The following is a 24118-nucleotide window of genomic DNA, read 5'->3' on the forward strand; positions in this document are numbered from 1 at the left end:
CCGCGCCGCAGGTGGCTTAGATCACGACAACAACCGTTCGATTTTTGCCCCAAAGGGGTGAGGTCGGTGCGGGGAGGTAGACTTAACAGTGTCTGGCCGGACGCGAGCCCCAGCATGCCCCGAGCGCACCTGCGTGGGATGCCGGGAGCGAGCGGCCAAGAAGGACTTGCTGCGGATCGTGGCGATTAAGGACGAGTGTGTCCCGGATCATCGCGGTACGCTGCCCGGCCGGGGTGCATATGTGCACCCCGCCCTGGTCTGTCTCGACCTGGCGGTACGCCGTCGGGCGTTCCCACGGGCGTTGCGCGCCCCGGGACCGCTCGACACGAAGGCGTTGCGTCTCTACGTCGAGCAGGCAACACCGTAAGAAGCGTTGCGCGGAACCCCCGCGTGGCCCAGGTACCCCGCGAGTTGGAAGTAGGTCGAGATTGCGATGAGCACTCGATGAGCACGCGATGAGTACGCCCATGAAGTAGCGACGGTCCGGACGCAACCCGGACCTAAAAGGAGCGAAGTGGCTAAGGTCCGGGTATACGAACTCGCCAAGGAGTTCGGTGTGGAGAGCAAGGTCGTCATGGCCAAGCTCCAGGAACTCGGTGAATTCGTCCGTTCGGCGTCTTCGACCATCGAAGCGCCCGTTGTCCGTAAGCTGACGGACGCCCTCCAGCAGGGTGGCGGTGGCGGCAAGCCCGCTTCCGCCCGCAAGGCTGCCCCGGCCAAGCCGGCAGCCCCCTCTCCGGCGCAGGCCGCACGTCCGGCCGCCCCGCGCCCGCCGGCCCCCAAGCCGGCCGCCGCCGAGAAGCCCGCGGCTCCCGCCGCGCCGGCCGCTCCCGGCCCCCGTCCCACTCCGGGCCCGAAGCCCGCGCCGCGGCCCGCCCCGGCGTCCCCGGCTCCGACCACGCCCGAGTTCACGGCGCCTCCGGCGGCTCCCGCCGCCCCGGCCGCCGCTCAGGGCCAGGGTTCCGGCACCCGTCCGGGCGCTCCGCGTCCGGGTGGCCAGGCCCCGCGTCCGGGCGCCCCGCGTCCCGCGGGTGGTCCCGGCCAGGGTGGTCAGGGCCGCGGTGACCGTGGCGACCGTCCCGGCGCTCCGCGTCCGGGTGGCCAGGCGCCGCGTCCCGGTGCCCGTCCGGCCGGTCCCCGTCCGGGCAACAACCCCTTCACCTCGGGTGGCTCCACCGGCATGGCGCGCCCGCAGGCGCCCCGTCCCGGCGGTGCCCCGCGTCCGGGCGGCCCCGGTGGCCCCGGCGCTCCCGGCGGCGCTCCGCGTCCGCAGGGCCAGGGCGGTCCCCGTCCCCAGGGCGCGGCGGGCGGTCCCCGTCCGCAGGCCCCGGGCGGCGCGCGTCCCACCCCGGGCGGCATGCCCCGTCCGCAGGGCGGCGGCCCGCGTCCCGGCGGCGGCCCCGGTGGCCCCCGTCCGAACCCCGGCATGATGCCGCAGCGTCCCGCTGCCGGCCCGCGTCCCGGCGGTGGCCCCGGCGGCCGCGGTCCGGGCGGTGCCGGTCGTCCCGGCGGTGCCGGTCGTCCCGGTGGCGGCGGCGGTTTCGCCGGTCGTCCCGGCGGTGGCGGCGGCGGTGCCCGTCCCGGTGGCGGCGGCGGTTTCGCCGGTCGTCCCGGTGGCGGTGGCCCCGGCGGCGGTGGCGGCGGCTTCGGTGGCGGCGGTGGCCGTCCCGGCTTCGGCGGTCGTCCGGGTGGTCCCGGTGGCCGTGGTGGCACGCAGGGCGCCTTCGGCCGTCCCGGCGGTCCCGCGCGTCGTGGCCGCAAGTCGAAGCGGCAGAGGCGCCAGGAGTACGAGGCCATGCAGGCCCCGAGCGTCGGCGGCGTGATGCTGCCGCGCGGCAACGGCGAGACCATCCGTCTCTCCCGCGGCGCGTCGCTCACCGACTTCGCGGAGAAGATCAACGCCAACCCGGCGTCGCTCGTCGCGGTCATGATGAACCTCGGCGAGATGGTCACGGCCACGCAGTCCGTCTCCGACGAGACGCTCCAGCTCCTCGCCGGCGAGATGAACTACGCGGTTCAGATCGTCAGCCCGGAGGAGGAGGACCGCGAGCTGCTCGAGTCCTTCGACCTGGAGTTCGGCGAGGACGAGGGCACCGAGGAAGACCTGGTCGTCCGTCCGCCGGTTGTGACCGTCATGGGTCACGTCGACCACGGTAAGACCCGACTCCTCGACGCCATCCGCAAGACGAACGTCATCGCGGGCGAGGCCGGCGGCATCACCCAGCACATCGGTGCCTACCAGGTCGCGACCGAGGTCAACGGCGAGGACCGCAAGATCACCTTCATCGACACCCCGGGTCACGAGGCGTTCACCGCCATGCGTGCCCGTGGTGCGAAGTCGACCGACATCGCGATCCTGGTCGTCGCGGCCAACGACGGCGTCATGCCGCAGACGGTCGAGGCGCTCAACCACGCCAAGGCGGCCGACGTCCCGATCGTCGTCGCGGTCAACAAGATCGACGTCGAGGGCGCCGACCCGACCAAGGTCCGCGGTCAGCTGACCGAGTACGGCCTGGTCGCCGAGGAGTACGGCGGCGACACGATGTTCGTCGACATCTCCGCCAAGCAGGGTCTGCACATCGACTCCCTGCTGGAGGCCGTGATCCTGACGGCCGACGCCTCGCTCGACCTGCGCGCCAACCCCGACCAGGACGCGCAGGGCATCTCGATCGAGTCCCGGCTCGACCGCGGCCGCGGTGCCGTGGCGACCGTCCTGGTCCAGCGCGGCACCCTGCGGGTCGGCGAGACGATGGTGGTGGGCGACGCCTACGGCCGCGTCCGCGCCATGCTCGACGACAACGGCAACAACGTCGCCGAGGCCGGCCCCTCGACTCCGGTCCAGGTGCTGGGTCTGACCAACGTCCCGGGTGCGGGCGACAACTTCATCGTGGTGGACGAGGACCGTACGGCCCGTCAGATCGCGGAGAAGCGCGCCGCCCGTGAGCGCAACGCCGCGTTCGCCAAGCGCACGCGCCGCGTCTCCCTCGAGGACCTGGACAAGGTGCTCAAGGCCGGCGAGGTCCAGCAGCTCAACCTCATCATCAAGGGTGACGCTTCTGGTTCCGTCGAGGCCCTGGAGTCCTCGCTGCTCCAGCTCGACGTCGGCGAAGAGGTCGACATCCGCGTCCTGCACCGCGGCGTCGGTGCGGTCACGGAGTCCGACATCGACCTGGCGATGGGCTCGGACGCCATCGTGATCGGCTTCAACGTCCGTGCGGCCGGCCGTGCCGCGCAGATGGCCGAGCGCGAGGGCGTGGACGTCCGCTACTACTCGGTCATCTACCAGGCGATCGAGGAGATCGAGGCGGCCCTCAAGGGCATGCTCAAGCCGGAGTACGAAGAGGTCGAGCTCGGCACGGCGGAGATCCGCGAGGTCTTCAAGTCGTCCAAGCTGGGCAACATCGCGGGTGTTCTCATCCGCTCCGGCGAGGTCAAGCGGAACACCAAGGCGCGCCTCATCCGCGACGGCAAGGTGGTCGCGGAGAACCTCAACATCGAGGGTCTGCGTCGCTTCAAGGACGATGTCACCGAGATCCGCGAAGGGTTCGAGGGCGGTATCAACCTCGGCAACTTCAACGACATCAAGGTCGACGACGTCATCGCGACGTACGAGATGCGCGAGAAGCCGCGCGTGTGACCTGACACGCGACTGGGGCCGGTCGGCGGAAGTTATTTCCGTCGATCGGCCCCGGCCGTTGCGTGTACGGTTCCCGTATCGGCGTCGACGCGGCGCCCGTACCCCGAACCGGCGGGACATCCGGAACACACATGTATGTGGGGACTCTGTCCTTCGACCTGCTTCTCGGCGACGTCCACTCGCTCAAGGAGAAGCGCTCCCTGGTCCGTCCGATCGTGGCCGAGCTCCAGCGCAAGTACGCGGTGAGTGCGGCGGAGACGGGCCATCAGAACCTCCATCGCAGGGCCGAGATCGGGCTCGCGATGGTCTCCGGGGACACGGGCCACCTCACCGACGTACTGGACCGCTGCGAGCGGCTGGTCGCCGGGCGGCCCGAGGTGGAACTGCTCTCGGTTCGACGCAGGCTCCACAGCGACGAAGACTGAAGCAAGAGAAAAGCACTTAAGGAGACGGACCAGTGGCCGACAACGCGCGGGCGAAAAGGCTGGCGGACCTCATCCGGGAGGTGGTGGCCCAGAAGCTGCAACGCGGGATCAAGGACCCGCGGCTCGGCTCGCACGTCACCATCACGGACACCCGGGTCACGGGTGACCTGCGGGAGGCGACCGTCTTCTACACCGTGTACGGCGACGACGAGGAGCGCAAGGCCGCTGCCGCCGGACTGGAGAGCGCCAAGGGCGTGCTCCGCTCCGCCGTCGGTGCCGCGGCGGGCGTGAAGTTCACCCCGACGCTGACCTTCGTGGCCGACGCGCTGCCCGACACCGCCCGGACCATCGAGGACCTCCTCGACAAGGCGCGCCAGTCGGACGCGAAGGTGCGCGAGGTCTCGGCCGGCGCCGACTACGCCGGTGAGGCGGACCCGTACAAGAAGCCGGGTGAAGACGAGGACGACAGCGCCGAATGACCCAGAAGAACCGGACGCCCGACGGCCTTGTCATCGTCGACAAACCGTCGGGCTTCACTTCGCACGACGTGGTCGCCAAGATGCGCGGGATCGCCAGGACCCGCCGCGTCGGCCACGCAGGCACCCTCGACCCCATGGCGACGGGCGTGCTCGTCCTCGGCGTCGAGAAGGCCACCAAACTGCTCGGTCACCTCGCGTTGACCGAGAAGGAGTACCTGGGCACGATCCGGCTCGGCCAGACGACCCTGACCGACGACGCGGAGGGCGAGATCACGGGGTCGGCAGACGCCTCGAAGGTCACCCGCGAGGCCGTCGACGCCGGGATCGCCAAGCTGACCGGCAACATCATGCAGGTGCCGTCCAAGGTCAGCGCCATCAAGATCGACGGCGTGCGCTCCTACAAGCGGGCCCGCGAGGGCGAGGAGTTCGAGATCCCGGCCCGCCCGGTCACGGTCTCGTCCTTCGCGGTGTACGACATGAGGGACGCGGTCGCCGAGGACGGCACCCCGGTCGTGGACCTGGTGGTGTCCGTGGTCTGCTCCTCGGGCACCTACATCCGCGCCCTCGCCCGTGACCTCGGCGTCGGCCTGGGCGTCGGCGGCCACCTCACGGCACTGCGCCGGACGCGGGTGGGCCCGTACAAGCTGGACGCGGCGAAGACGCTGGACCAGCTCCAGCAAGAGCTGGCCGTGATGCCGATCGCCGAGGCCGCCACGGCCGCGTTCCCGCGCTGGGACGTGGACGCCAAGCGGGCGCGGCTGCTCCTGAACGGCGTACGCCTGGAGATGCCCGAGGAGTACGCGGGCCGCGGGGCGGTGGCGGTCTTCGATCCGGACGGCCGCTTCCTGGCGCTCGTCGAGGAGCACAAGGGGAAGGCGAAGAGCCTGGCCGTCTTCGGCTGAGGCTCCTGAGGCATCGCTTCGCCCGTGGAGCGGCGCGCACGGGGTATTGCGCTGCCCGCCGCTCCACGGTCCCCCCTCGGTTCCCCCACCCCTAGGGTGTATCCACCCATCCCCTTCTGTTCACCCTCGCGGGCAGGCGCTCGGAGTGAACCGAGGGAGCGGAAGGGGGCGCGTTCGCCGGGCGATCTGTCCCGCTGATCATCCCGCGCCTACCGTCGAACAGGTACGGCGGTACGGAGGGGAGGTTCGACCATGGCGGGACGGGGCCCGGGGCCCAGGGACGGCCACGGGACACCGGAGGACGGCGCGCGGATGTCCGGGTTCACCCGGGACGCCGACGGCGCCCTGGTCCGCATCCACGATCTCGCCGGGCGCCTGCGCGGCCTCGGCTTCGTGGCCGACCACCACGGCACGGTGCTCACCAGCCATGAGGCGGTGGACGGTCTGCCCCGCCTGGTGCTGACCACGACCGGGGAGCGCGGCTGCGAGGTGACGGCCGACGCGATCACCGCCCTGCCCACCCTCGGCCTCGCGCTGGTCCGCACCCAGGGTCTCGGCGCGGCGCCGCTGCCGGTGACGGTCCGGGGGCGCCCGGAGCCCGGTCGCTACGTCCGCATCGCGGCAGGCGGCTGGCGCGAGGCGCGGGTCCTGGGCACCACCCCGGTGACCTACACCGCCACGGACCGTGTCCACCATCTCTCCGACGCCCTGGAACTGGCGATCGGCACGGCGGGCCGGGACGCGCTGCGCCTCGGGGGAGGAGCGGCGGGCGGCCCGGTCCTGGACGCCGAGACGGGCGCGGTCATCGCCGTCCTCGGCACCGCACTGCGCAGCGGCCGGCGCGACGAGGGCTTCGCGATCCCACTCCGCCCACCGGCCCCCGGCCCGCTGTCCGCCCTTCTCTCCGAGAACGCGACCACGGTCCCCTCCTACGGCGCCGACCTGAACCTCGCGGGCGTCCTGGAACTGACGGCGACGACGGTGGGCCAGGACGGCCCGCCGGGCCCGACGGACGCGGCGCCTGTCGAACGGGCCCGTCCCGCAAGGGAGTTCGACACCTTCACCGCGGCCACGGACGCCTCCGTGCTCGCCCTCGTGGGCCCGCCGGGAAGCGGCCGTACGACCGAACTGGCCGCGCTCGCCGCCCGCCGCCACCGGGGCCCGGACCCCGCTCCGACACTGTGGCTGCGCGGCGCCGACCTGAAGGAGAACGACACGTCGGTGGCGGACGCGGCGACCCGAGCACTCTCCCGGGCGGCCCGCATCATCGCGGCGTCCAGAGGGACGGCGCCGGAGGCGCTGGGCGACCTGACCCCGGAACGCCTGACCCGAGCCATCCCTCACCCCCTGCTTCTCCTCCTCGACAGCCCCGAGGAAATGCCGCCACTCCTCTCCCACCGCCTGTCCGACTGGACCACCGGCACAGCCAACTGGCTCCGGGAGACGGGTGCGCGGCTGGTGGTGGCATGCAGGGAGGAGTACTGGGAGGGGGCGGGGGCGATGTTCCCGGCAGAGATGCTCTACGCCGGAGGAGCCGACCAGGCCGAGGAGGACGAGGCCGATTTCTCAGCCTGTCCGGCGTTCGAGGACGAGGCCCCTTCAGGGCCGATCGGGGCCGAAGGGGCGGAGCCCCTTCAGGACGGGACGGGCAGGGGCGGCGGGGGCGAGAACAGCCGGCGGCTCGCGGGGTGCGTGCGGCTGGGGGAACTCACACCCGACGAAGCGCAACTCGCCCGCACCCGCTACCGCATCCCCGACACCGCCCTCACCCCACGAGACGCTCGCCACCCCCTCACCCTCCGCCTGCTCTCAGAGGTCCGCACAGCCCTCCCCGACGCCCCCCGCACCCGCATCGCCAGGGACGACGTCCTAGCCGCCCACCTGGACCTCATGTCCCTCCGCATCGCCGTACGCCTCGCCGCCGAGAACGGCCTCCGGGGCACCGCCGTCAAACGCCTCGCCGCCAAGGTCTCCGGCCAGGTCCACGAGGCCGCCCGCCGCAGCCTCGGCCCCGGCCAGGGCGAACTGGACCGCACCTCGTTCGAGGCAGTCTTCCCCTGGGGCCCGGCGCCCGCACGGCTCGGCGGCGGTACCGGCTGGGCCTCCGCCGTCCTCACCGAGGGCCTCCTCGTCCCCGCCGGCAACGGCTACCGCTTCGCCCACGAGGAGTTCGCCGACTGGATCCAGGGCATGCACCTCGACCTGGACGAGGCCCTGCGCGCCCTGGTCCACCGCCGCCGCACGGAGAACCACCACCCCCTCCCCGTACCGCACCACCGCATCGGACCGGTGGTCGAGGCCCTGCTCCTCCTCGCCCGCCAGCACACCCCCCTCCAACTCGCCCTCCGGCTCCAGGAGTTGGCCCACGCCCTGGAGGCCGACCCGCACTCCTGGTGGGCCGCCCGCCTCCTCTCGCAGACCCTGCTGAGGGTCCCCGACGCGACCCCGTACACCGACGTCCTGCACCTGCTCACCGACCGCATCGTGACCTGGCGACAGCGACAGCGGCCCGTGCCCGCCGAGTTCGGCCCGGACTTCTGGACCGCCCTGCCGCTGCCGGAGGAGGCTCGCCTCGACCTCCTGCGCCGACTGGTCCTCGCGGACACCAGGACGGGCCCCCGGTACCTGGACGCCGCAGCCCGGCTCCTCGTCGCCGACGCCACCGCCGTACAACCGCACCTCACCCGCTGGTTCCACGACGACCGTCCGCTGCCCGCGACGCCGCACGCGACCGTCGCGCGGGCCGCGCAGGCGCTGCTGCACACGCATCGGCACGGCGCGCTGGACGATCTGACCGAGACACTCGTCGGGGTGGGGCACCGGCGGGCCGACGAACTGCTCGCCGTGCTGGCGGAGGAGGAGCCGTCCGCGATCTGCCGGGCCGTCGACCGATGGGCGCACGACGAGCGGCCCGCGCGACGGGTCGCGGCCGTGGCGTACGGCCTGCGCGCGGCCCCGCACGTCCGCACCACCGCCGACCGCGAACTCCTGCGCTACGCCGCCCTCGCCCTCCTCGCCCGCCCCGCCGACTGCACCCTGCACGGCGGCGCGCTCGCCCTCCTCGTCCGCGACCCGCACACCCGTGCCCGGCACCTCCCGCTCGCGCTGCGGCACTTCGCGGCCGGCGACCCGCAGTTCCCGCCGAGCGCCCTGGTCGGAGCCCTGACCACCCACCCCGACCTGGTCCTCGACGCCTTCCGGGAGCGGCTGCGCCGCCCGGACGCGGGCCCGGCTCTGCGCACCCTCGCGGACGTCACCACGCCCTCGCTGTCCGGCCGGGTCGCCGCCCTGGTCCGGGAGGCGGTGGAGCTGCGGCCGGAGCGGGCCGGGGACGTCGCCGCGTACGTGGACCGCCGCCTGGACCAGGGCCCGGCCGCCCGAGCCGTACTGTTCCCGCTGGTCACCAGCCTCCTGGACGGCGGCCCCGAGCCGGTACGCGCCGCCCTGGCCGGCGTCCTCGCGATCCCCGGGGCCCCCGGCTCCCGCCCCCTGCGCCAGGAACTTCTGGATGTCGTTCTCGCCCATGAGCGTGATCCGGCCGTTCTGGACGCCGTACTGCACGCAGCCGCCCAGCGGGACGGCGAAGGGCTGCGTGACCTGGTCCATCGCACCGGACTCCTGCTCGTCCGCACCCCGGACGGCGCGGCCCGTTTCGACCGCGGTCTTGTCGACCTCGGCCGTCATGTGCCCGGCTTCGCCGCCCGGGTGGCGGGGTGGCTCACCGACGCGCCGCAGGACTGGGCGGCCGTGGTGGGACCCAGTACCCGGCGCATGATCGAGAACCTGGCGGGCGCCCGCGTCCCCGCCTGAGCGGATCGGCCCGGACCGGATCCCGCACCGGGCCTGCTTGAGTTTGACTGGATCGCGTCACGTGCGAACCGTCACAGCCTCCATGCCGATGCGGGGCGGGAGCACACGGCATGGCACCCTTAGACCTGCGTAGAAGGTAGTGACGGACACGGGTTCGACAAGGAGCGGTCACAGTGCAGCGCTGGCGTGGCTTGGAGGACATCCCCCAGGACTGGGGGCGCAGCGTCGTCACCATCGGTTCCTACGACGGTGTCCACCGCGGACACCAGCTCATCATTCAGCACACCGTGGACCGCGCCCGCGAACTGGGCCTGCCCGCGGTGGTCGTCACCTTCGACCCGCACCCCAAGGAGGTGCTGCGCCCGGGCACCCATCCGCCCCTGCTGGCCCCGCACCACCGGCGGGCCGAACTCATGGCGGACCTGGGCGTGGACGCGGTCCTGGTCCTCCCGTTCACCACGGAGTTCTCCAACCTCTCCCCGGCGGACTTCATCGTGAAGGTCCTCATCGACAAGCTGCGCGCCAAGGCCGTCGTCGAGGGCCCGAACTTCCGCTTCGGCCACCGTGCGGCGGGTGACGTCGTGTTCCTGGCCGAGCTGGGCAAGACGTACGACTTCGAGGTCGAGGTCGTCGACCTGTTCGTGTCCGGCGAGGCGGGCGGCGGCCAGCCGTTCTCCTCGACCCTGACCCGGCGGCTGGTCGGCGAGGGCGATGTCGAGGGCGCGATGGAGATCCTGGGCCGCCCGCACCGGGTCGAGGGCGTGGTGGTGCGTGGCGCCCAGCGGGGCCGGGAGTTGGGCGTACCGACGGCGAACGTCGAGACCCTTCCGCACACCGCGATCCCCGCGGACGGTGTGTACGCCGGCTGGCTGCACGCCCAGGGCGAGATGATGCCTTCCGCGATCTCCGTCGGCACGAATCCGACGTTCGACGGCACGGAGCGCACGGTCGAGGCGCATGTCATCGACCGGGTCGGGCTCGACCTCTACGGCCTGCATGTCGCCGTCGACTTCCTGGCCTACGTCCGCGGCCAGGTGAAGTTCGACTCGCTGGACGCGCTGATCGAGCGGATGGGCGAGGACATCAAGGTCAGCCGCGAACTGACGGCCGCGGCGGAGGCGGGCGACCGCTGACGGCGGCTGCTACGACGCCAAAGGGCGGCCGGTGCCTGACGGGCACCGGCCGCCCTTTGCGTCGGGGCTCTACTGCTGGGGCGGCTGGGGATACGGGTAGGGCGGCTGTTCCTGCTGCGGGTAGGGCTGTCCGGGCTGCTGGGCCTGCCCAGGCTGTCCGGGCATGTACTGACCCTGACCCGGAACGGGCTGCCCGGGCTGATAAGGCTGCTGCGGCTGACCGGGAAGGGGCTGGCCGGGCATCGGCGGGGCCGCCACCGGGGGCGGGTTGCCGTCGTTGGTCCACAGCCCGTGCGCCTGCTGATGGCGTACGAAGTCCTCGGCGACCATCGCCGCGAGGTTGAAGTACGCCTCCCGCACCTTGGGCCGCATCATGTCGAGGTCGACCTCGGCACCGGCGGAGAGATGCTCGTCGAAGGGCACGACGACGACACCGCGGCAGCGGGTCTCGAAGTGACTGACGATGTCCTCGACCTTGATCATCTTCCCGGTCTCGCGCACACCGGAGATGACGGTGAGGGAGCGCGAGACGAGATCGGCGTACCCGTGGGCGGACAGCCAGTCCAGCGTCGTACTGGCACTGGAGGCGCCGTCCACGGAGGGCGTCGAGATGATGATGAGCTGGTCGGCGAGGTCGAGCACACCGCGCATGGCGGAGTAGAGCAGACCGGTGCCGGAGTCGGTGAGGATGATCGGGTACTGCTTGCCGAGCACGTCGATGGCGCGCCGGTAGTCCTCGTCATTGAAAGTGGTGGACACGGCCGGATCGACATCATTGGCGATGATCTCCAGCCCGGACGAGGCCTGGGAGGTGAACCGCCGGATGTCCATGTACGAGTTGAGGTACGGGATCGCCTGGACGAGGTCACGGATGGTGGCCCCGGTCTCGCGACGCACGCGGCGGCCGAGGGTACCGGCGTCCGGGTTGGCGTCGATGGCGAGGATCTTGTCCTGCCGCTCGGTGGCGAGGGTGGACCCGAGGGCGGTGGTGGTCGTGGTCTTGCCGACCCCACCCTTCAGGCTGATGACGGCGATCCGGTAGCAGGACAGCACGGGCGTCCGGATGAGTTCGAGCTTCCGCTGCCGCTCGGCCTCCTCCTTCTTCCCACCGATCTTGAACCGGCCACCGGCGGCTGCGGGCCGCCCGCTCTTCGCCTTCTGCTTCTTGTTGTTGAGCAGCCGATCCGACGACAGTTCCACGGCAGCGGTGTAACCGAGGGGCGCGGCCCCCGGATTGGTCGGCTGCCGCTGATCATGCTGAACCGGCTGAGGCCAGGCGGCCCCGGCCCTGGGGTCGACGGGAGCGGGCTGGTGCGGGGCGACGTGGCCTTGTGGGGGGATGCCGGGCTGGCCCTGCGGGGGTGCGGCGGGCTGAGCCTGTCCCTGCGGGGGTACGCCCCCGTGCTGCGACGCGTCGGCCTGCGGCGGCACGCCCGGGTGGGCCTGCGGCGATGCACCGGCCTGCGGCGGCATCCCCGGCTGGGGCTGACCGTGCGGCGGGAGGCCATGGGGGGCCTGCGGCGGCTGGCCCGGCTGGGGTGCGTTGGGCTGAGGCTGCGCTTGCGGCTGGGCCTGCGGGGGCATGCCGGGCTGTACGGCGCCTTGGCCGGGCACGGGGCCCTGCTGGCCGGGCGCCTGCGGGAAGCCGTAACCGCTGGGCTGGGCGGGGGAGTTGGGGGCGGGCTGACCGGGGGGCGAGGCTGGGGCCGGGGCGCCGGACTGCGGGAATCCGTAACCGCCCTGCGAGTTGGGCGCGGCAGCGGCTTGCGTTCCGGGCTGGGGGAAGCCGTAGCCGCCTTGCGGGGCGGGTGCGTCGGTCGGCTGTGCGGGCGGGGTGGGCTGTGTTCCCGGCTGCGGGAAGCCGTGTCCGGCCTGCGGTGTGGGTGCCGGGGCAGGGTTGTCGGTCGGTAGGGGTGCCGGAGGCTGCTGCGCGGGCACCGGGGCGCTGGGCTGGGGGAAGCCGTATCCGGCCTGCGGCGTGGGCGCCGGGGCAGGGTTGTCGGTCGGCTGACCCGGCTGCGCGGGCACCGGGGCGCCGGGCTGGGGGAGGCCGTAGCCGCCCTGCGGGGCGGGCGCGTCGGTCGGTTGTGCGGGCTGCGTTCCCGGCTGCGGGAATCCGTACGCACCCTGCGGCGCGGGAGCCGGGACCCCGGGCTGCTGCGGGAAGCCGGGGACCGGCTGCTGCGGTGCGGCGGCCGCCGGCGGGGCCGCGGGCGGCTGGTTCCAGGTGGCGGGCGCGGGCTGCGGGGCCTGCGGCTGGAACTGCGGTTGCTGGGTGGGCGCGGGCTGCTGCTGCGCGGCGGGCGCGACCTGGGGCTCGGCGGGAGCCGTCGGCTGCTGCGGCTGTGCGGGCCACTGCGGCGCGGCGGCCGGGGCGGCGGGCTGGTACGAAGGCGGCAGCGGGGGCATCCCGGGCTGCGGTGCCTGCGGGGGAGTCCAGGCGGGCGGCGCGTCCTGCGGGGCATCGGCAACCGCCGGGACGGCGTCCTGCGGCGCGCTGTCCTCCGGTACGGCGTCGGCGGGCACTGCGTCCTGCGGTACGGCGTCTGCCGGTGCGGCCTCGGTCAGGTCCCTGTCCGAGGGCACGGCGTCTTCGGCTACGGCATCCTCCGGCACGGAGTCCGAAGGCTCGGCGTCCGCCGGCTCAGGCTCAGAGGGCTGGGCGTCGGCGGGCTCGGCACCGACGAGATCGGCGTCGACCAGCTTGGCGTCGGCGGGTTCGGCAGCGGCCGAGCCGTCCTCGATCAGCTTGGCGTCCGTCGGCTCGGAACCGGCGGGACCGGCGTCGACCAGTTCGGCGTCCGCGGGCTCGAAGCCGGCGGGACCGGCGTCGACGAGCTCGGCGTCCGCGGGCTCGGAACCGGCAGGACCGCCCTCCGCCGGCTCGGCCTCCGCAGTTGCCGCGTCGGTCGAACCGGCGTTCGCGGACTGAGCGTTCACCGATCCCGGGTTCTCCTCCCCGGCATCCGCAACTTCCGCGTCGGCAGCCGCTGTGTCCTCAGCTTCCGCGACGACCGGCGCGGCATCCACCGAAGGGGTGCCCTCGGCTTCCGCGCCGACCAGCCCTGCAGAAGCCTGCCCGTCCTCCGACGGCCCCGCGTTCACAGGCTCGGACGGCTCCGCGTCCGCCAGTTCGGCGTCGGCCGCTCCCGCGCTCTCCGGCTCGGCGTTCACCAGCCCCGCGTCCGCCGGCTCGACCTGCGCCGGCCCGTCCTCGGCGGGCTCCGCGTCCGGCACCTCCACATCCGCAGGCTCGACGTCGGCCGCTCCGGCACTCACCGGCTCGGCGTCCGCCACGCCCGGATCCAGTTGCCCCGAACCACCGTCAGCCTCCGACGCATCCGAGCCCTCGACCGACGGCGCCCCCGTCAACTCGGGTGACGCCTCAGCCGTACCGCCGACGGAGCCCGCAACCTCTTCCCGGACCTCGGCCGAAGCAGCCGACCGTTCCTCGATCTCCCTCTTCAGGGCAACCGAGGAGAAGCGCATCGTCGCGCCGCTCTCCAGATCGCCGTTCCCGGAGTCGGACTCCTCGGCGGCCGGAGCGGCGGACGTCGCTTCGGAGGGGGCGGAAGCCGGTGCGCTCCACTGGGACACCGGGATGTTCGGTACAGCCGTAGGCGAGGCTCCCTCGCTCGGCGGAGGCGTCACCTGCGGCTCGAAGCCACTGCCCACCGGCAGCCTGGGCACGGCGACCGGTCCACCGGCCGCCGGCGGAGGCGGCGTGAACGGCGCCCCGGGCGCGGGAGCAGCGGGAGGCGTGAAAGGCGCCCCAGGCGCAGGCGCGGGCGGAGCCGGCGGCGTGAAGGGCGCGCCCGGCGCGGGCGACCCCTGCGGAACCGGCGGCGTCAAACCCGGCAGGGACGACGGCAGCGACGTAGGAGAAGGAGTGAACGAAGCCCCCGGGGCGGCGGCCGCCTCACCCGAGGCCGGACCCTGCCCCTGACCCTGACCCGGCCCCTGTGATGCCGTACCGGCAGAGGAACCCGAGCCCCCCGAACCGGCGGAGCCACTCGCGTTCTGGGTGTACCAGGCAGGCGGCGCGTAGTCGATGGTGAACTCACCCGTGACCTCGTTCGCCGACTCCGCGTCGGGCTGGTCATCGCCGGGTGTGGCCCAGCCCCCGCGGATCCCGTCCCGATCGCTGCTCACAATTCCTCCTGGTGTGGTCGAGCACCCCCATGCCGTGCCGGGGCGACCATGCTCGTCGTTCGAAGTCGTCCGAAGTCGTTCGAGGTCGTCCGTTCCAGTCGGCTCTCCCCCTGGGACGCCGACGCCCGGTCCACGGGTTCTGGCGTCGCGCCCGGTCCCAGCCTAATCACCACAGGCATCAGCCCGGCAGGCCCGTCCACCCCCGAGCAACAGCCCACTGCGTCACAGCCTGCCCCGAAGTGACGTACGCAGCCGTCTCATTGGTGAACAAACCGGGCGACACCTGTGAACAATCCGGAACGAAACCGAAGCAAGCAATCAAGTTCGTCCCGAACGACTCGCCACACCACTCCTCGGAGCACCCCGCCACACCCCTCGCCGAACCAGCCCGGACGGCAAGCGGGTTGGCGATCGCAGGAGCGCGCTGCACGTATGCCTCTACTACCTACGCGACAAACACCCCTACGACCACCACCCGTTCACTCCGAGGCGGCCGCGCCCCCGTCGCCCCGCGCCGGCTCCAGGTCGAACTCGCCGTCCCGCGCGCCCAGCACGAAGGCCCGCCACTCCGCCTCGGTGTACCGCAGCACCGTCTCCGGTTCGAGCGAGGACCGCATGGCCACCGCGCCGCCGGGCAGCTGGGCGATCTCGACCCGCTCCTCGTGCGACTCCGTGCCCGGCGCGCTCTCCCACCGCACGCCCGAGATGTCGAGGGCGTACAGCTCGTCCCGCTCCCGCTCCTTGCGCGCCTTGATCTCCGCTTCCGTCTCCGCCATGTCCAGCGACCCCTTCCAGACTTCCGACGTATGGATCATTCGACGTACGGTCCGTCCCGATGTACGGACGACCCCGATGTACGGACGACCCCGACGTCCCCATGATCGGCGCGCTCACCCTAGTGGCCCAGCCTCCGCCGACAGCCCGGTTCCGGAACCGATGCAAGGGCGCCCACCTCTGGCTGGTACCCTGAGTGACGGCCGTTTGTGTACGCACCCCCGGAGCCCCTCGAAGGCTCTGGAGGCCGCGCCCAGCGGATCCCCGCCTCCCGAGTAACGGAAGCTCCCCCGAGACACAGACCGGGGGCACTCGGTGGCAATTTTCGAAGACTACGAGGAGTACGCGTGCCGCTCGACGCCGCTACGAAGAAGCAGATCATCAGCGAGTTCGGTCAGAAGGAGGGCGACACCGGCTCCCCCGAGGTCCAGGTCGCCATGCTCTCGCGCCGCATCTCGGACCTGACCGAGCACCTCAAGACCCACAAGCACGACCACCACTCCCGCCGTGGTCTGCTGATCCTGGTCGGTCAGCGCCGTCGCCTCCTGCAGTACCTGGCGAAGAAGGACATCCAGCGCTTCCGTGCGCTGGTCGACCGCCTGGGCATCCGCCGCGGTGCGGCGGGCGCCAAGTAAGACGCCGTGAAGGGAGCGGTTCCCATCTACAGGGGGCCGCTCCCTTTGCTGTACGTGCGGAGTGTCACAGACGCTTTGTAGTGTGGTAGCACAACGCAATACCTAGGACACAGCACGTACGACACAGCGTGACAGACCCTGCCCGCCGGGTATGGCGACGTCACGACTACGAACGAGGAGAAGCGCACCTCGCCGCCGCCGGTCCTCGGTAGTGGCCCCCGGGGGGAAGCGAGCCCCGGGTGCTTCGATCGAAGACCGGCCCGCACAGCCCGGCGCGCTTCTCCGCAACCGTCCCCCTGCCACACGGGCGGGACAGGGACGAAAGACGAGGAGAAAACGCTAGTGGAGAACGAGACCCACTACGCCGAGGCCGTCATCGACAATGGCGCCTTCGGCACCCGCACCATCCGCTTCGAGACGGGCCGCCTGGCCAAGCAGGCCGCCGGTTCCGCCGTGGCGTACCTGGACGACGACACCATGGTGCTGTCGGCCACCACCGCCTCCAAGAACCCCAAGGACCAGCTCGACTTCTTCCCGCTGACGGTGGACGTCGAGGAGCGGATGTACGCCGCCGGCAAGATCCCCGGCAGCTTCTTCCGCCGTGAGGGTCGGCCGAGCGAGGACGCGATCCTCACCTGCCGCCTCATCGACCGCCCGCTGCGCCCGTCCTTCAAGAAGGGCCTGCGCAACGAGATCCAGGTCGTCGCCACGATCATGGCGCTCAACCCGGACCACCTGTACGACGTCGTGGCGATCAACGCCGCCTCGGCCTCCACCCAGCTGGCCGGTCTGCCCTTCTCCGGCCCGATCGGCGGCGTCCGCGTCGCGCTGATCAACGGCCAGTGGGTGGCCTTCCCGACGCACTCCGAGCTCGAGGACGCCGTCTTCGACATGGTGGTCGCGGGCCGCACCCTGGAGGACGGCGACGTCGCGATCATGATGGTCGAGGCCGAGGCCACCGACAAGACCATCAAGCTGGTCGAGGGCGGCGCCGAGGCGCCGACCGAGGAGGTCGTCGCCGCCGGTCTGGAAGCCGCGAAGCCCTTCATCAAGGTGCTCTGCAAGGCCCAGGCCGACCTCGCCGCGAAGGCCGCCAAGCCGACCGGCGAGTTCCCGATCTTCCTCGACTACCAGGACGACGTCCTGGAGGCGCTGACCGCCGCCGTCAAGCCGGAGCTCGCCTCCGCGCTGACGATCGCGGGCAAGCAGGAGCGCGAGTCGGAGCTGGACCGCGTCAAGGCGCTCGCCGCCGAGAAGCTCCTGCCGGAGTTCGAGGGCCGCGAGAAGGAGATCTCCGCCGCGTACCGCTCGCTGACCAAGACCCTGGTCCGTGAGCGCGTCATCAAGGAGAAGAAGCGCATCGACGGCCGTGGCGTGACGGACATCCGTACGCTCGCCGCCGAGGTCGAGGCCATCCCGCGCGTGCACGGCTCCGCGGTGTTCGAGCGTGGCGAGACCCAGATCCTGGGCGTCACCACCCTCAACATGCTCCGTATGGAGCAGCAGCTCGACACGCTGTCGCCGGTGACGCGCAAGCGCTACATGCACAACTACAACTTCCCGCCGTACTCCACCGGCGAGACCGGCCGCGTCGGCTCCCCGAAGCGCCGCGAGATCGGCCACGGCGCTCTCGCCGAGCGCGCCCTGGTCCCGGTCCTGCCGACGCGCGAGGAGTTCCCCTACGCGATCCGCCAGGTCTCCGAGGCGCTGAGCTCCAACGGCTCGACGTCCATGGGCTCGGTCTGCGCCTCCACCATGTCGCTGCTGAACGCCGGTGTGCCGCTGAAGGCCCCCGTCGCCGGTATCGCCATGGGCCTGATCTCCCAGGAGATCGAGGGCGAGACGCACTACGTCACCCTCACCGACATCCTCGGTGCGGAGGACGCCTTCGGTGACATGGACTTCAAGGTCGCCGGCACCAAGGAGTTCGTGACCGCCCTCCAGCTCGACACCAAGCTCGACGGCATCCCCGCCTCGGTCCTGGCCGCCGCGCTGAAGCAGGCCCGTGACGCCCGCCTCCACATCCTCGACGTGATGATGGAAGCGATCGACACGCCGGACGAGATGTCCCCGAACGCCCCGCGGATCATCACCGTGAAGATCCCCGTGGACAAGATCGGTGAGGTCATCGGCCCCAAGGGCAAGATGATCAACCAGATCCAGGAGGACACCGGCGCCGAGATCACGATCGAGGACGACGGCACCATCTACATCGGGGCCTCCGACGGCCCGGCCGCCGAGGCCGCCCGCACCACGATCAACTCGATCGCCAACCCGACCATGCCGGAGGTCGGCGAGCGCTACCTGGGCACGGTCGTGAAGACGACCACCTTCGGTGCGTTCGTCTCCCTGCTCCCGGGCAAGGACGGTCTGCTGCACATCTCGCAGATCCGTAAGCTCGCCGGCGGCAAGCGCGTGGAGAACGTCGAAGACGTGCTCGGCGTGGGCGCCAAGGTCCAGGTCGAGATCGCCGAGATCGACTCCCGCGGCAAGCTCTCCCTGATCCCCGTGATCGAGGGCGAGGAGTCGGCCGACGACAAGAAGGACGACACCGACAAGTGACGTCGCGTAGCACCACGACGACGGCCCGCACCTCTTCGGAGGCGCGGGCCGTCGCCCGTACCCAAACCCTGATCAAGGGCAGCAATGGCATCGGCACGGTCCGTAAGACGACCCTCCCGGGCGGCCTGCGCATCGTCACCGAGACCCTGCCCTCGGTCCGCTCGGCGACCTTCGGCATATGGGCCCATGTCGGCTCCCGGGACGAGACGCCGTCGCTGAACGGCGCCACGCACTACCTGGAGCACCTGCTCTTCAAGGGCACCGCGCGGCGCAGCGCGCTGGACATCTCCTCCGCCCTCGACGCCGTCGGCGGCGAGATGAACGCGTTCACGGCGAAGGAGTACACGTGCTACTACGCGCGTGTGCTCGACACCGACCTGCCGCTCGCCATCGACGTCGTCTGCGACATGCTGACCGGCTCGCTCATCCTCGAAGAGGACGTCAACGTCGAGCGCGGCGCGATCCTCGAAGAGATCGCCATGACCGAGGACGACCCGGGCGACTGTGTGCACGACCTGTTCGCGCACACCATGTTCGGCGACAACCCCCTCGGCCGCCCGGTCCTCGGCACGGTCGACACCGTCAACGCCCTCACCGCCGACCGCATCCGCCGCTTCTACAAGAAGCACTACGACCCGACCCACCTGGTCGTGGCGGCCGCCGGCAACATCGACCACAACAAGGTCGTACGACAGGTCCGCGCCGCCTTCGAGAAGTCCGGCGCCCTGAAGAACCCCGACGCGGCGCCCATCGCCCCGCGCGACGGCCGCCGCACCCTGCGCGCCTCCGGCCGCGTCGAGCTGATCGGCCGCAAGACCGAGCAGGCCCATGTCGTCCTCGGTATGCCCGGCCTCGCCCGCACCGACGACCGCCGCTGGGCCCTGGGCGTGCTCAACACCGCCCTCGGCGGCGGCATGTCCTCCCGGCTCTTCCAGGAGGTCCGCGAGAAGCGCGGCCTGGCGTACAGCGTGTACTCGTACACCTCCGGCTTCGCCGACTGCGGACTGTTCGGCGTCTACGCCGGCTGCCGGCCCTCGCAGGTGCACGACGTGCTGAAGATCTGCCGCGACGAACTCGACCACGTCGCCCAGCAGGGACTCTCCGACGACGAGATCGGCCGTGCCATCGGCCAGCTCCAGGGCTCCACGGTCCTGGGCCTGGAGGACACCGGCGCGCTGATGAACCGTATCGGCAAGAGCGAACTGTGCTGGGGCGAGCAGATGTCCGTCGACGACATGCTGGCCCGGATAGCCTCGGTCACCCCGGACGACGTCCGCTCGGTGGCCCGGGACGTCCTCGGACAGCGGCCCTCGCTGTCGGTCATCGGCCCGCTGAAGGACAAGCAGGCGTCCCGTCTGCACGATGCGGTCGCGTAAGCCTCTCCCGCGTAAGCCCCTCCCGAAGGAAGCAAGAAGATGAGCAAGCTGCGAGTGGCGGTCCTCGGTGCCAAGGGCCGGATCGGCTCCGAGGCGGTACGGGCCGTGGAGGCCGCCGAGGACATGGAGCTGGTCGCCGCCCTGAGCCGGGGCGACAAGCTGGAGACCCTGGCCGAGACCGGCGCCCAGGTCGCCGTCGAACTGACCACGCCCGACTCGGTGATGGCCAACCTCGACTACTGCCTGAGCCACGGCATCCACGCGGTCGTCGGTACGACGGGCTGGACCGAGGAGCGCCTCGCGCAGCTGAACGGCTGGCTCGCCGACTCCCCGGAGACCGGTGTGCTCATCGCGCCGAACTTCTCCATCGGGGCCGTGCTGAACATGAAGTTCGCGCAGATCGCCGCGCCCTACTTCGAGTCGGTGGAGGTCGTCGAGCTGCACCACCCGAAGAAGGTCGACGCTCCCTCCGGCACCGCCACCCGCACGGCCCAGCTCATCGCCGAGGCGCGGCGCGCGGCGGGCACGGCCGAGGCGCCGGACGCCACGGAGACGGCGCTGGACGGCGCGCGCGGCGCGGACGTCGACGGCGTCCCCGTCCACTCCGTCCGCCTGCGCGGCCTGCTGGCCCACCAGGAGGTCCTCCTCGGCGGCGAGGGCGAGACCCTGACCATCCGCCACGACTCCCTGCACCACAGCAGCTTCATGCCGGGCATCCTGCTCGGCGCCCGCCGCGTGGTCACCACCCCGGGCCTGACCTTCGGCCTGGAACACTTCCTGGACTTGGGCCGAGCTGATAGCTGATGCGCGCCAAACTGTCCTACGCCCTCACGGCAGCCGTCCTGCTGGTCTACTTCGTCCTGGTCGGCAGCCGGGGCGTCATGCTCATCAAGGCCGGCACCCTGCTCACCGTCACCTTCGGCGTCTCGGTGCTGATCCTGCCGGTGATCGGCGTGTGGTTCCTGTGGAAGAACACCGAGTTCGTCCGCAAGGCCAACGCCCTCGCCGCGGAACTCGACGCCGAGGGCGGCCTGCCCGTCGACGAGTTGAAGCGCACGCCGAGCGGCCGGATCGACCGTGACTCGGCCGACGAGGTCTTCGCCCGCCGCAAGGCCGAGACGGAGGACGCGCCCGAGGACTGGCGCAGCTGGTTCCGCCTTGCCGTCGCCTACCACGACGCCCGGGACACCCCACGCGCCCGCAAGGCGATGCAACGCGCGATCACCTTGCGGGAAGCGACGCGCTGAGTCGGCGGTACGACGAAGGGCCCGGTCCACCTCCGTGGACCGGGCCCTTCGTTCGTGAGTCAGCCGCGGCCGTTCTCCGAGCCCCAGGCCTCGACCGTGTCCGCGGCCCGGTCGAACGCGTCCGGACGCCCCAGGAAGTCCGAGTTGTGCGTGGTCATCAGCGGCGCCAGATCCTCCGCGGCCCGATCGGAGCGTGCGAGGACCAGGGCCTGCCCCTGCACGGTCCGCGGCAGCCCGAGCCAGCGCACCGGCTGCTGCACCGTCCGCACCGCGACGACCCGGTCCCAGGGCGCCGTACGCGTGGCGAAGAAGCCGACGTGGCGCACACCCCGCGCGCTCACCCACACGCCCATCCGCAGCAGCCGCAGCGAGGCGGAGATCACGACCAGCGCGATGCCGAAGACCACCGCGGCCGAACTCGGAGTGCCGGTCAGCGCGATGATGACCGCCGCGAAGAGCACATAGGAGGCGAGCAGCAGCAGCAGCGCGGCCGCGCCCACGCGCCATGGCCCGGGACGGTAGGGCCGCCGCCAGCGGTCACGGTCGTCGAAGGGCAGCGCGACATCGTCGGCTGCTTCGAAGGCTCGGTCGGCCGTCAGGAAGGGCAGGGGCACGGCTGGTCCTCACTCAATCCATGCTGGGGCTGTGCCCGGTGAGGCTATCGACACAGCTCCGCGCCCACCACCCTCGGGGGTCCGGATGGGGTCAGCGACCGTCTGTCGCCTGCGTCTGCTGCGTTTGCTGCGGTGCCTGGTCCTGGGAGAGCGCCGGCGTCCCGAGGATCAGCGACCCTGCCAGCGCGGACACGATGGTCAGACCCAGCAGCCACCGCCCGGCTATCTGCCCGGCGGTCGCCCGCTCGCGGGGCGGGGGAGTGACATTGCTCTGGAACATCGGGGGTTGCGGCTCCTAACGGACAGTTCGAACGAATCGTTCTCACTGAGACAGACGCACGAGAACCCCAAAAGGTGCCCTCTTCCCCTGATTTCGCAGAACTCGTGCCGGACCGGGACCGAACACCTCACTGTCAGTGCCGGGCCGTAGAGTGGGCGCCGCCCGAGTGAAGTGATGGAAGGACCCTCCGAGTCGTGACCGACACCCCCGCCGACGATCTCAAGCCCAGCTTCCGCAGCGATGTCACCGTCGAGCTGGTCAAGCACAGCGCGGCCGACTCAGACGTGCTGTGGGCCGCCCGTGTCTCCACCGCCGGTGAGCAGTCCCTGGACGAGCTGAAGAAGGACCCCGAGCGCTCCAAGGGCCTCATCAACTACCTGATGCGGGACCGGCACGGCAGCCCCTTCGAGCACAACTCGATGACCTTCTTCATCAGCGCCCCGATCTTCGTCTTCCGCGAGTTCATGCGGCACCGCGTGGGCTGGTCGTACAACGAGGAGTCCGGCCGGTACAGGGAGCTCCAGCCGGTCTTCTACGTCCCCGGCGAGTCCCGCAAGCTCGTCCAGGAGGGCCGCCCGGGCAAGTACGTCTTCGTGGAGGGCACCCAGGCCCAGCAGGAGCTGGTGGGCCACGCCATGGAGGACTCCTACCGCCGGTCCTACGAGGCGTACCAGGAGATGCTCGCCGCCGGCGTCGCCCGCGAGGTCGCCCGCGCGGTGCTGCCCGTCGGCCTGTTCTCCTCGATGTACGCCACCTGCAACGCCCGCTCGCTGATGCACTTCCTCGGCCTGCGCACCCAGCACGAGCTGGCGAAGGTGCCCTCCTTCCCGCAGCGGGAGATCGAGATGGTCGGCGAGAAGATGGAGGCGGAGTGGGCCAGGCTCATGCCGCTCACCCACGCGGCCTTCAATGCGAACGGACGTGTGGCGCCGTAACGCACCCGCGTTCCCGGCCCGGTACAGATGTGCGCATCAGCCTCACGAAGTGTCCGTATTGCGGCATTTAGAGAAGTTCATCTAGCCTGATCAAACGGACCCGGCACTGCTTGAACCCCCGAGCAGGCAGTGCCGGGCTCCATCTTTGTCCTGACTTTTCCCGCACCCCTAGGGCAGACCACGCCTTGAGCAGCGAGTAGCGTGTAACCCATGGCTCCGACCTCCACTCCGCAGACCCCCTTCGGGCGGGTCCTCACCGCTATGGTCACGCCCTTCACGGCGGACGGCGCACTCGACCTCGACGGCGCCCAGCGGCTCGCCGCGCACCTGGTGGACGCAGGCAACGACGGCCTGATCATCAACGGCACCACCGGCGAGTCCCCCACCACCAGCAACGCGGAGAAATCGGATCTCGTACGAGCCGTACTGGAGGCGGTCGGCGACCGGGCCCATGTCGTCGCCGGCGTCGGCACCAACGACACCCACCACAGCCTCCAGCTCGCCCGCCAGGCCGAGCAGACCGGCGCCCACGGCCTCCTGGTCGTCACGCCGTACTACAACAAGCCCCCGCAGGAGGGCCTGTACCGGCACTTCAAGGCCATCGCCGACGCCACCGAGCTGCCGGTGATGCTCTACGACATCCCCGGCCGCAGCGGCGTCCCGATCAACACCGAGACACTCGTCCGGCTCGCCGAGCACCCCCGGATCGTCGCCAACAAGGACGCCAAGGGCGACCTCGGCCGCGCCAGCTGGGCCATCGCCCGCTCCGGCCTGGCCTGGTACTCCGGCGACGACATGCTGAACCTGCCCCTGCTCTCCGTGGGCGCGGTCGGCTTCGTCTCCGTCGTCGGCCATGTCGTCACCCCCGAGCTGCGCGCCCTGGTCGACGCGTACACCAGCGGTGACGTCCAGAAGGCGACCGAGATCCACCAGAAGCTGCTCCCGGTCTACACGGGCATGTTCCGCACCCAGGGCGTCATGACCACCAAGGCCGCACTCACCCAGTTGGGCCTGCCCGCCGGACCGCTGCGCGCCCCGATGGTCGAGTGCTCACCCGAAGAGATCGAACAGCTCAAGATCGATCTTGCCGCGGGCGGGGTACAGCTCTGACAACAGACTTCGCGCGGCCGACCGCGCACCGACTTCACAACTGAATA

At 71.5% G+C, this 24118-nt stretch carries 18 protein-coding genes and 1 pseudogene; 14 read left to right on the top strand and 5 right to left on the bottom strand.

All coding sequences use genetic code 11. The features are described from left to right. Positions 1 to 88: 88 nt before the first annotated feature. The 7 genes from STRCI_RS29525 (at position 89) to STRCI_RS29555 (ending at position 10386) form a co-directional block, all read left to right on the top strand. Positions 89 to 367, top strand: coding sequence for a YlxR family protein (locus STRCI_RS29525; RefSeq protein ID WP_186287343.1), 279 nt, complete (start codon positions 89 to 91; stop codon positions 365 to 367). Between the two features lie 147 nt (positions 368 to 514). Continuing rightward, positions 515 to 3637: a translation initiation factor IF-2 gene (gene infB, locus STRCI_RS29530; protein ID WP_269661990.1), complete on the top strand. Its 3123-nt coding sequence runs from the start codon at positions 515 to 517 to the stop codon at positions 3635 to 3637. Positions 3638 to 3768: 131 nt separating this feature from the next. Then, positions 3769 to 4062 carry a DUF503 domain-containing protein gene (locus tag STRCI_RS29535; RefSeq protein WP_007504646.1) on the top strand — a complete coding sequence of 98 codons (294 nt, stop codon included), beginning with the start codon at positions 3769 to 3771 and terminating at the stop codon, positions 4060 to 4062. Between the two features lie 32 nt (positions 4063 to 4094). Next, a complete protein-coding gene (rbfA, locus tag STRCI_RS29540; RefSeq protein ID WP_269661991.1) occupies positions 4095 to 4541 on the top strand; it encodes a 30S ribosome-binding factor RbfA in 447 nt (148 codons plus the stop codon). Beyond that, positions 4538 to 5443, top strand: coding sequence for a tRNA pseudouridine(55) synthase TruB (truB, locus tag STRCI_RS29545; RefSeq protein WP_269661992.1), 906 nt, complete (start codon positions 4538 to 4540; stop codon positions 5441 to 5443). The genes rbfA and truB overlap by 4 nt, the downstream gene beginning before the upstream one ends. A gap of 252 nt (positions 5444 to 5695) precedes the next feature. Beyond that, the gene (locus STRCI_RS29550) at positions 5696 to 9253 is read left to right on the top strand and encodes a trypsin-like peptidase domain-containing protein (protein ID WP_418953389.1); all 3558 of its coding nucleotides are present in this window, start codon (positions 5696 to 5698) and stop codon (positions 9251 to 9253) included. Between the two features lie 173 nt (positions 9254 to 9426). Further along, complete coding sequence (locus tag STRCI_RS29555; RefSeq protein WP_269661993.1) at positions 9427 to 10386, top strand: bifunctional riboflavin kinase/FAD synthetase; 960 nt, start codon at positions 9427 to 9429, stop codon at positions 10384 to 10386. 69 nt (positions 10387 to 10455) lie between these two features. Here the strand turns inward: STRCI_RS29555 and STRCI_RS43575 are convergent, their stop codons facing one another. From STRCI_RS43575 to STRCI_RS29570, 3 genes and pseudogenes are all read right to left on the bottom strand, one after another. Next, positions 10456 to 12795, bottom strand: coding sequence for a nucleotide-binding protein (locus tag STRCI_RS43575; RefSeq protein ID WP_472926757.1), 2340 nt, complete (start codon positions 12793 to 12795; stop codon positions 10456 to 10458). A gap of 1662 nt (positions 12796 to 14457) precedes the next feature. Further along, positions 14458 to 14538, bottom strand: a pseudogene (locus STRCI_RS43580) (SCO5717 family growth-regulating ATPase); the annotation flags it as partial. A gap of 479 nt (positions 14539 to 15017) precedes the next feature. Then, positions 15018 to 15314 carry a DUF397 domain-containing protein gene (locus STRCI_RS29570; protein WP_269661994.1) on the bottom strand — a complete coding sequence of 99 codons (297 nt, stop codon included), beginning with the start codon at positions 15312 to 15314 and terminating at the stop codon, positions 15018 to 15020. Between the two features lie 345 nt (positions 15315 to 15659). On the opposite strand from STRCI_RS29570, the gene rpsO reads away from it, so the two are divergent. The 5 genes from rpsO to STRCI_RS29595 all read left to right on the top strand — a co-directional run bounded on the left by rpsO (position 15660) and on the right by STRCI_RS29595 (position 21132). Further along, positions 15660 to 15947, top strand: a complete 288-nt coding sequence (gene rpsO, locus STRCI_RS29575) for a 30S ribosomal protein S15 (RefSeq protein ID WP_015657483.1) — start codon at positions 15660 to 15662, stop codon at positions 15945 to 15947. 342 nt (positions 15948 to 16289) lie between these two features. Beyond that, on the top strand, positions 16290 to 18509 hold the full coding sequence (locus tag STRCI_RS29580) for a polyribonucleotide nucleotidyltransferase (RefSeq protein ID WP_269661995.1): 2220 nt from the start codon (positions 16290 to 16292) through the stop codon (positions 18507 to 18509). Continuing rightward, positions 18506 to 19885, top strand: a complete 1380-nt coding sequence (locus STRCI_RS29585; protein ID WP_269661996.1) for a M16 family metallopeptidase — start codon at positions 18506 to 18508, stop codon at positions 19883 to 19885. Before STRCI_RS29580 ends, STRCI_RS29585 begins: the two co-directional genes overlap by 4 nt. Before the next feature lie 39 nt (positions 19886 to 19924). Then, positions 19925 to 20689 (top strand): 4-hydroxy-tetrahydrodipicolinate reductase, encoded by a 765-nt coding sequence (dapB, locus tag STRCI_RS29590; protein ID WP_269661997.1) that lies wholly within the window; start codon positions 19925 to 19927, stop codon positions 20687 to 20689. Next, a complete protein-coding gene (locus tag STRCI_RS29595; RefSeq protein ID WP_269661998.1) occupies positions 20689 to 21132 on the top strand; it encodes a hypothetical protein in 444 nt (147 codons plus the stop codon). The genes dapB and STRCI_RS29595 overlap by 1 nt, the downstream gene beginning before the upstream one ends. A gap of 59 nt (positions 21133 to 21191) precedes the next feature. On the opposite strand, the gene STRCI_RS29600 is transcribed toward STRCI_RS29595, so the two are convergent. Further along, positions 21192 to 21746, bottom strand: a complete 555-nt coding sequence (locus tag STRCI_RS29600; protein ID WP_269661999.1) for a PH domain-containing protein — start codon at positions 21744 to 21746, stop codon at positions 21192 to 21194. A 91-nt stretch (positions 21747 to 21837) separates the two neighbouring features. Beyond that, positions 21838 to 22026: a hypothetical protein gene (locus STRCI_RS29605; protein ID WP_269662000.1), complete on the bottom strand. Its 189-nt coding sequence runs from the start codon at positions 22024 to 22026 to the stop codon at positions 21838 to 21840. A 194-nt stretch (positions 22027 to 22220) separates the two neighbouring features. Here STRCI_RS29605 and thyX point away from each other — a divergent pair, with 194 nt between their 5' ends. Next, complete coding sequence (thyX, locus tag STRCI_RS29610; RefSeq protein ID WP_269662001.1) at positions 22221 to 22961, top strand: FAD-dependent thymidylate synthase; 741 nt, start codon at positions 22221 to 22223, stop codon at positions 22959 to 22961. 210 nt (positions 22962 to 23171) lie between these two features. After that, on the top strand, positions 23172 to 24071 hold the full coding sequence (gene dapA, locus STRCI_RS29615) for a 4-hydroxy-tetrahydrodipicolinate synthase (protein WP_269662002.1): 900 nt from the start codon (positions 23172 to 23174) through the stop codon (positions 24069 to 24071). The last annotated feature ends 47 nt before the right edge of the window (positions 24072 to 24118 follow it).

Origin of the sequence: Streptomyces cinnabarinus (assembly GCF_027270315.1) — a bacterium.
Classification (GTDB): domain Bacteria; phylum Actinomycetota; class Actinomycetes; order Streptomycetales; family Streptomycetaceae; genus Streptomyces; species Streptomyces cinnabarinus.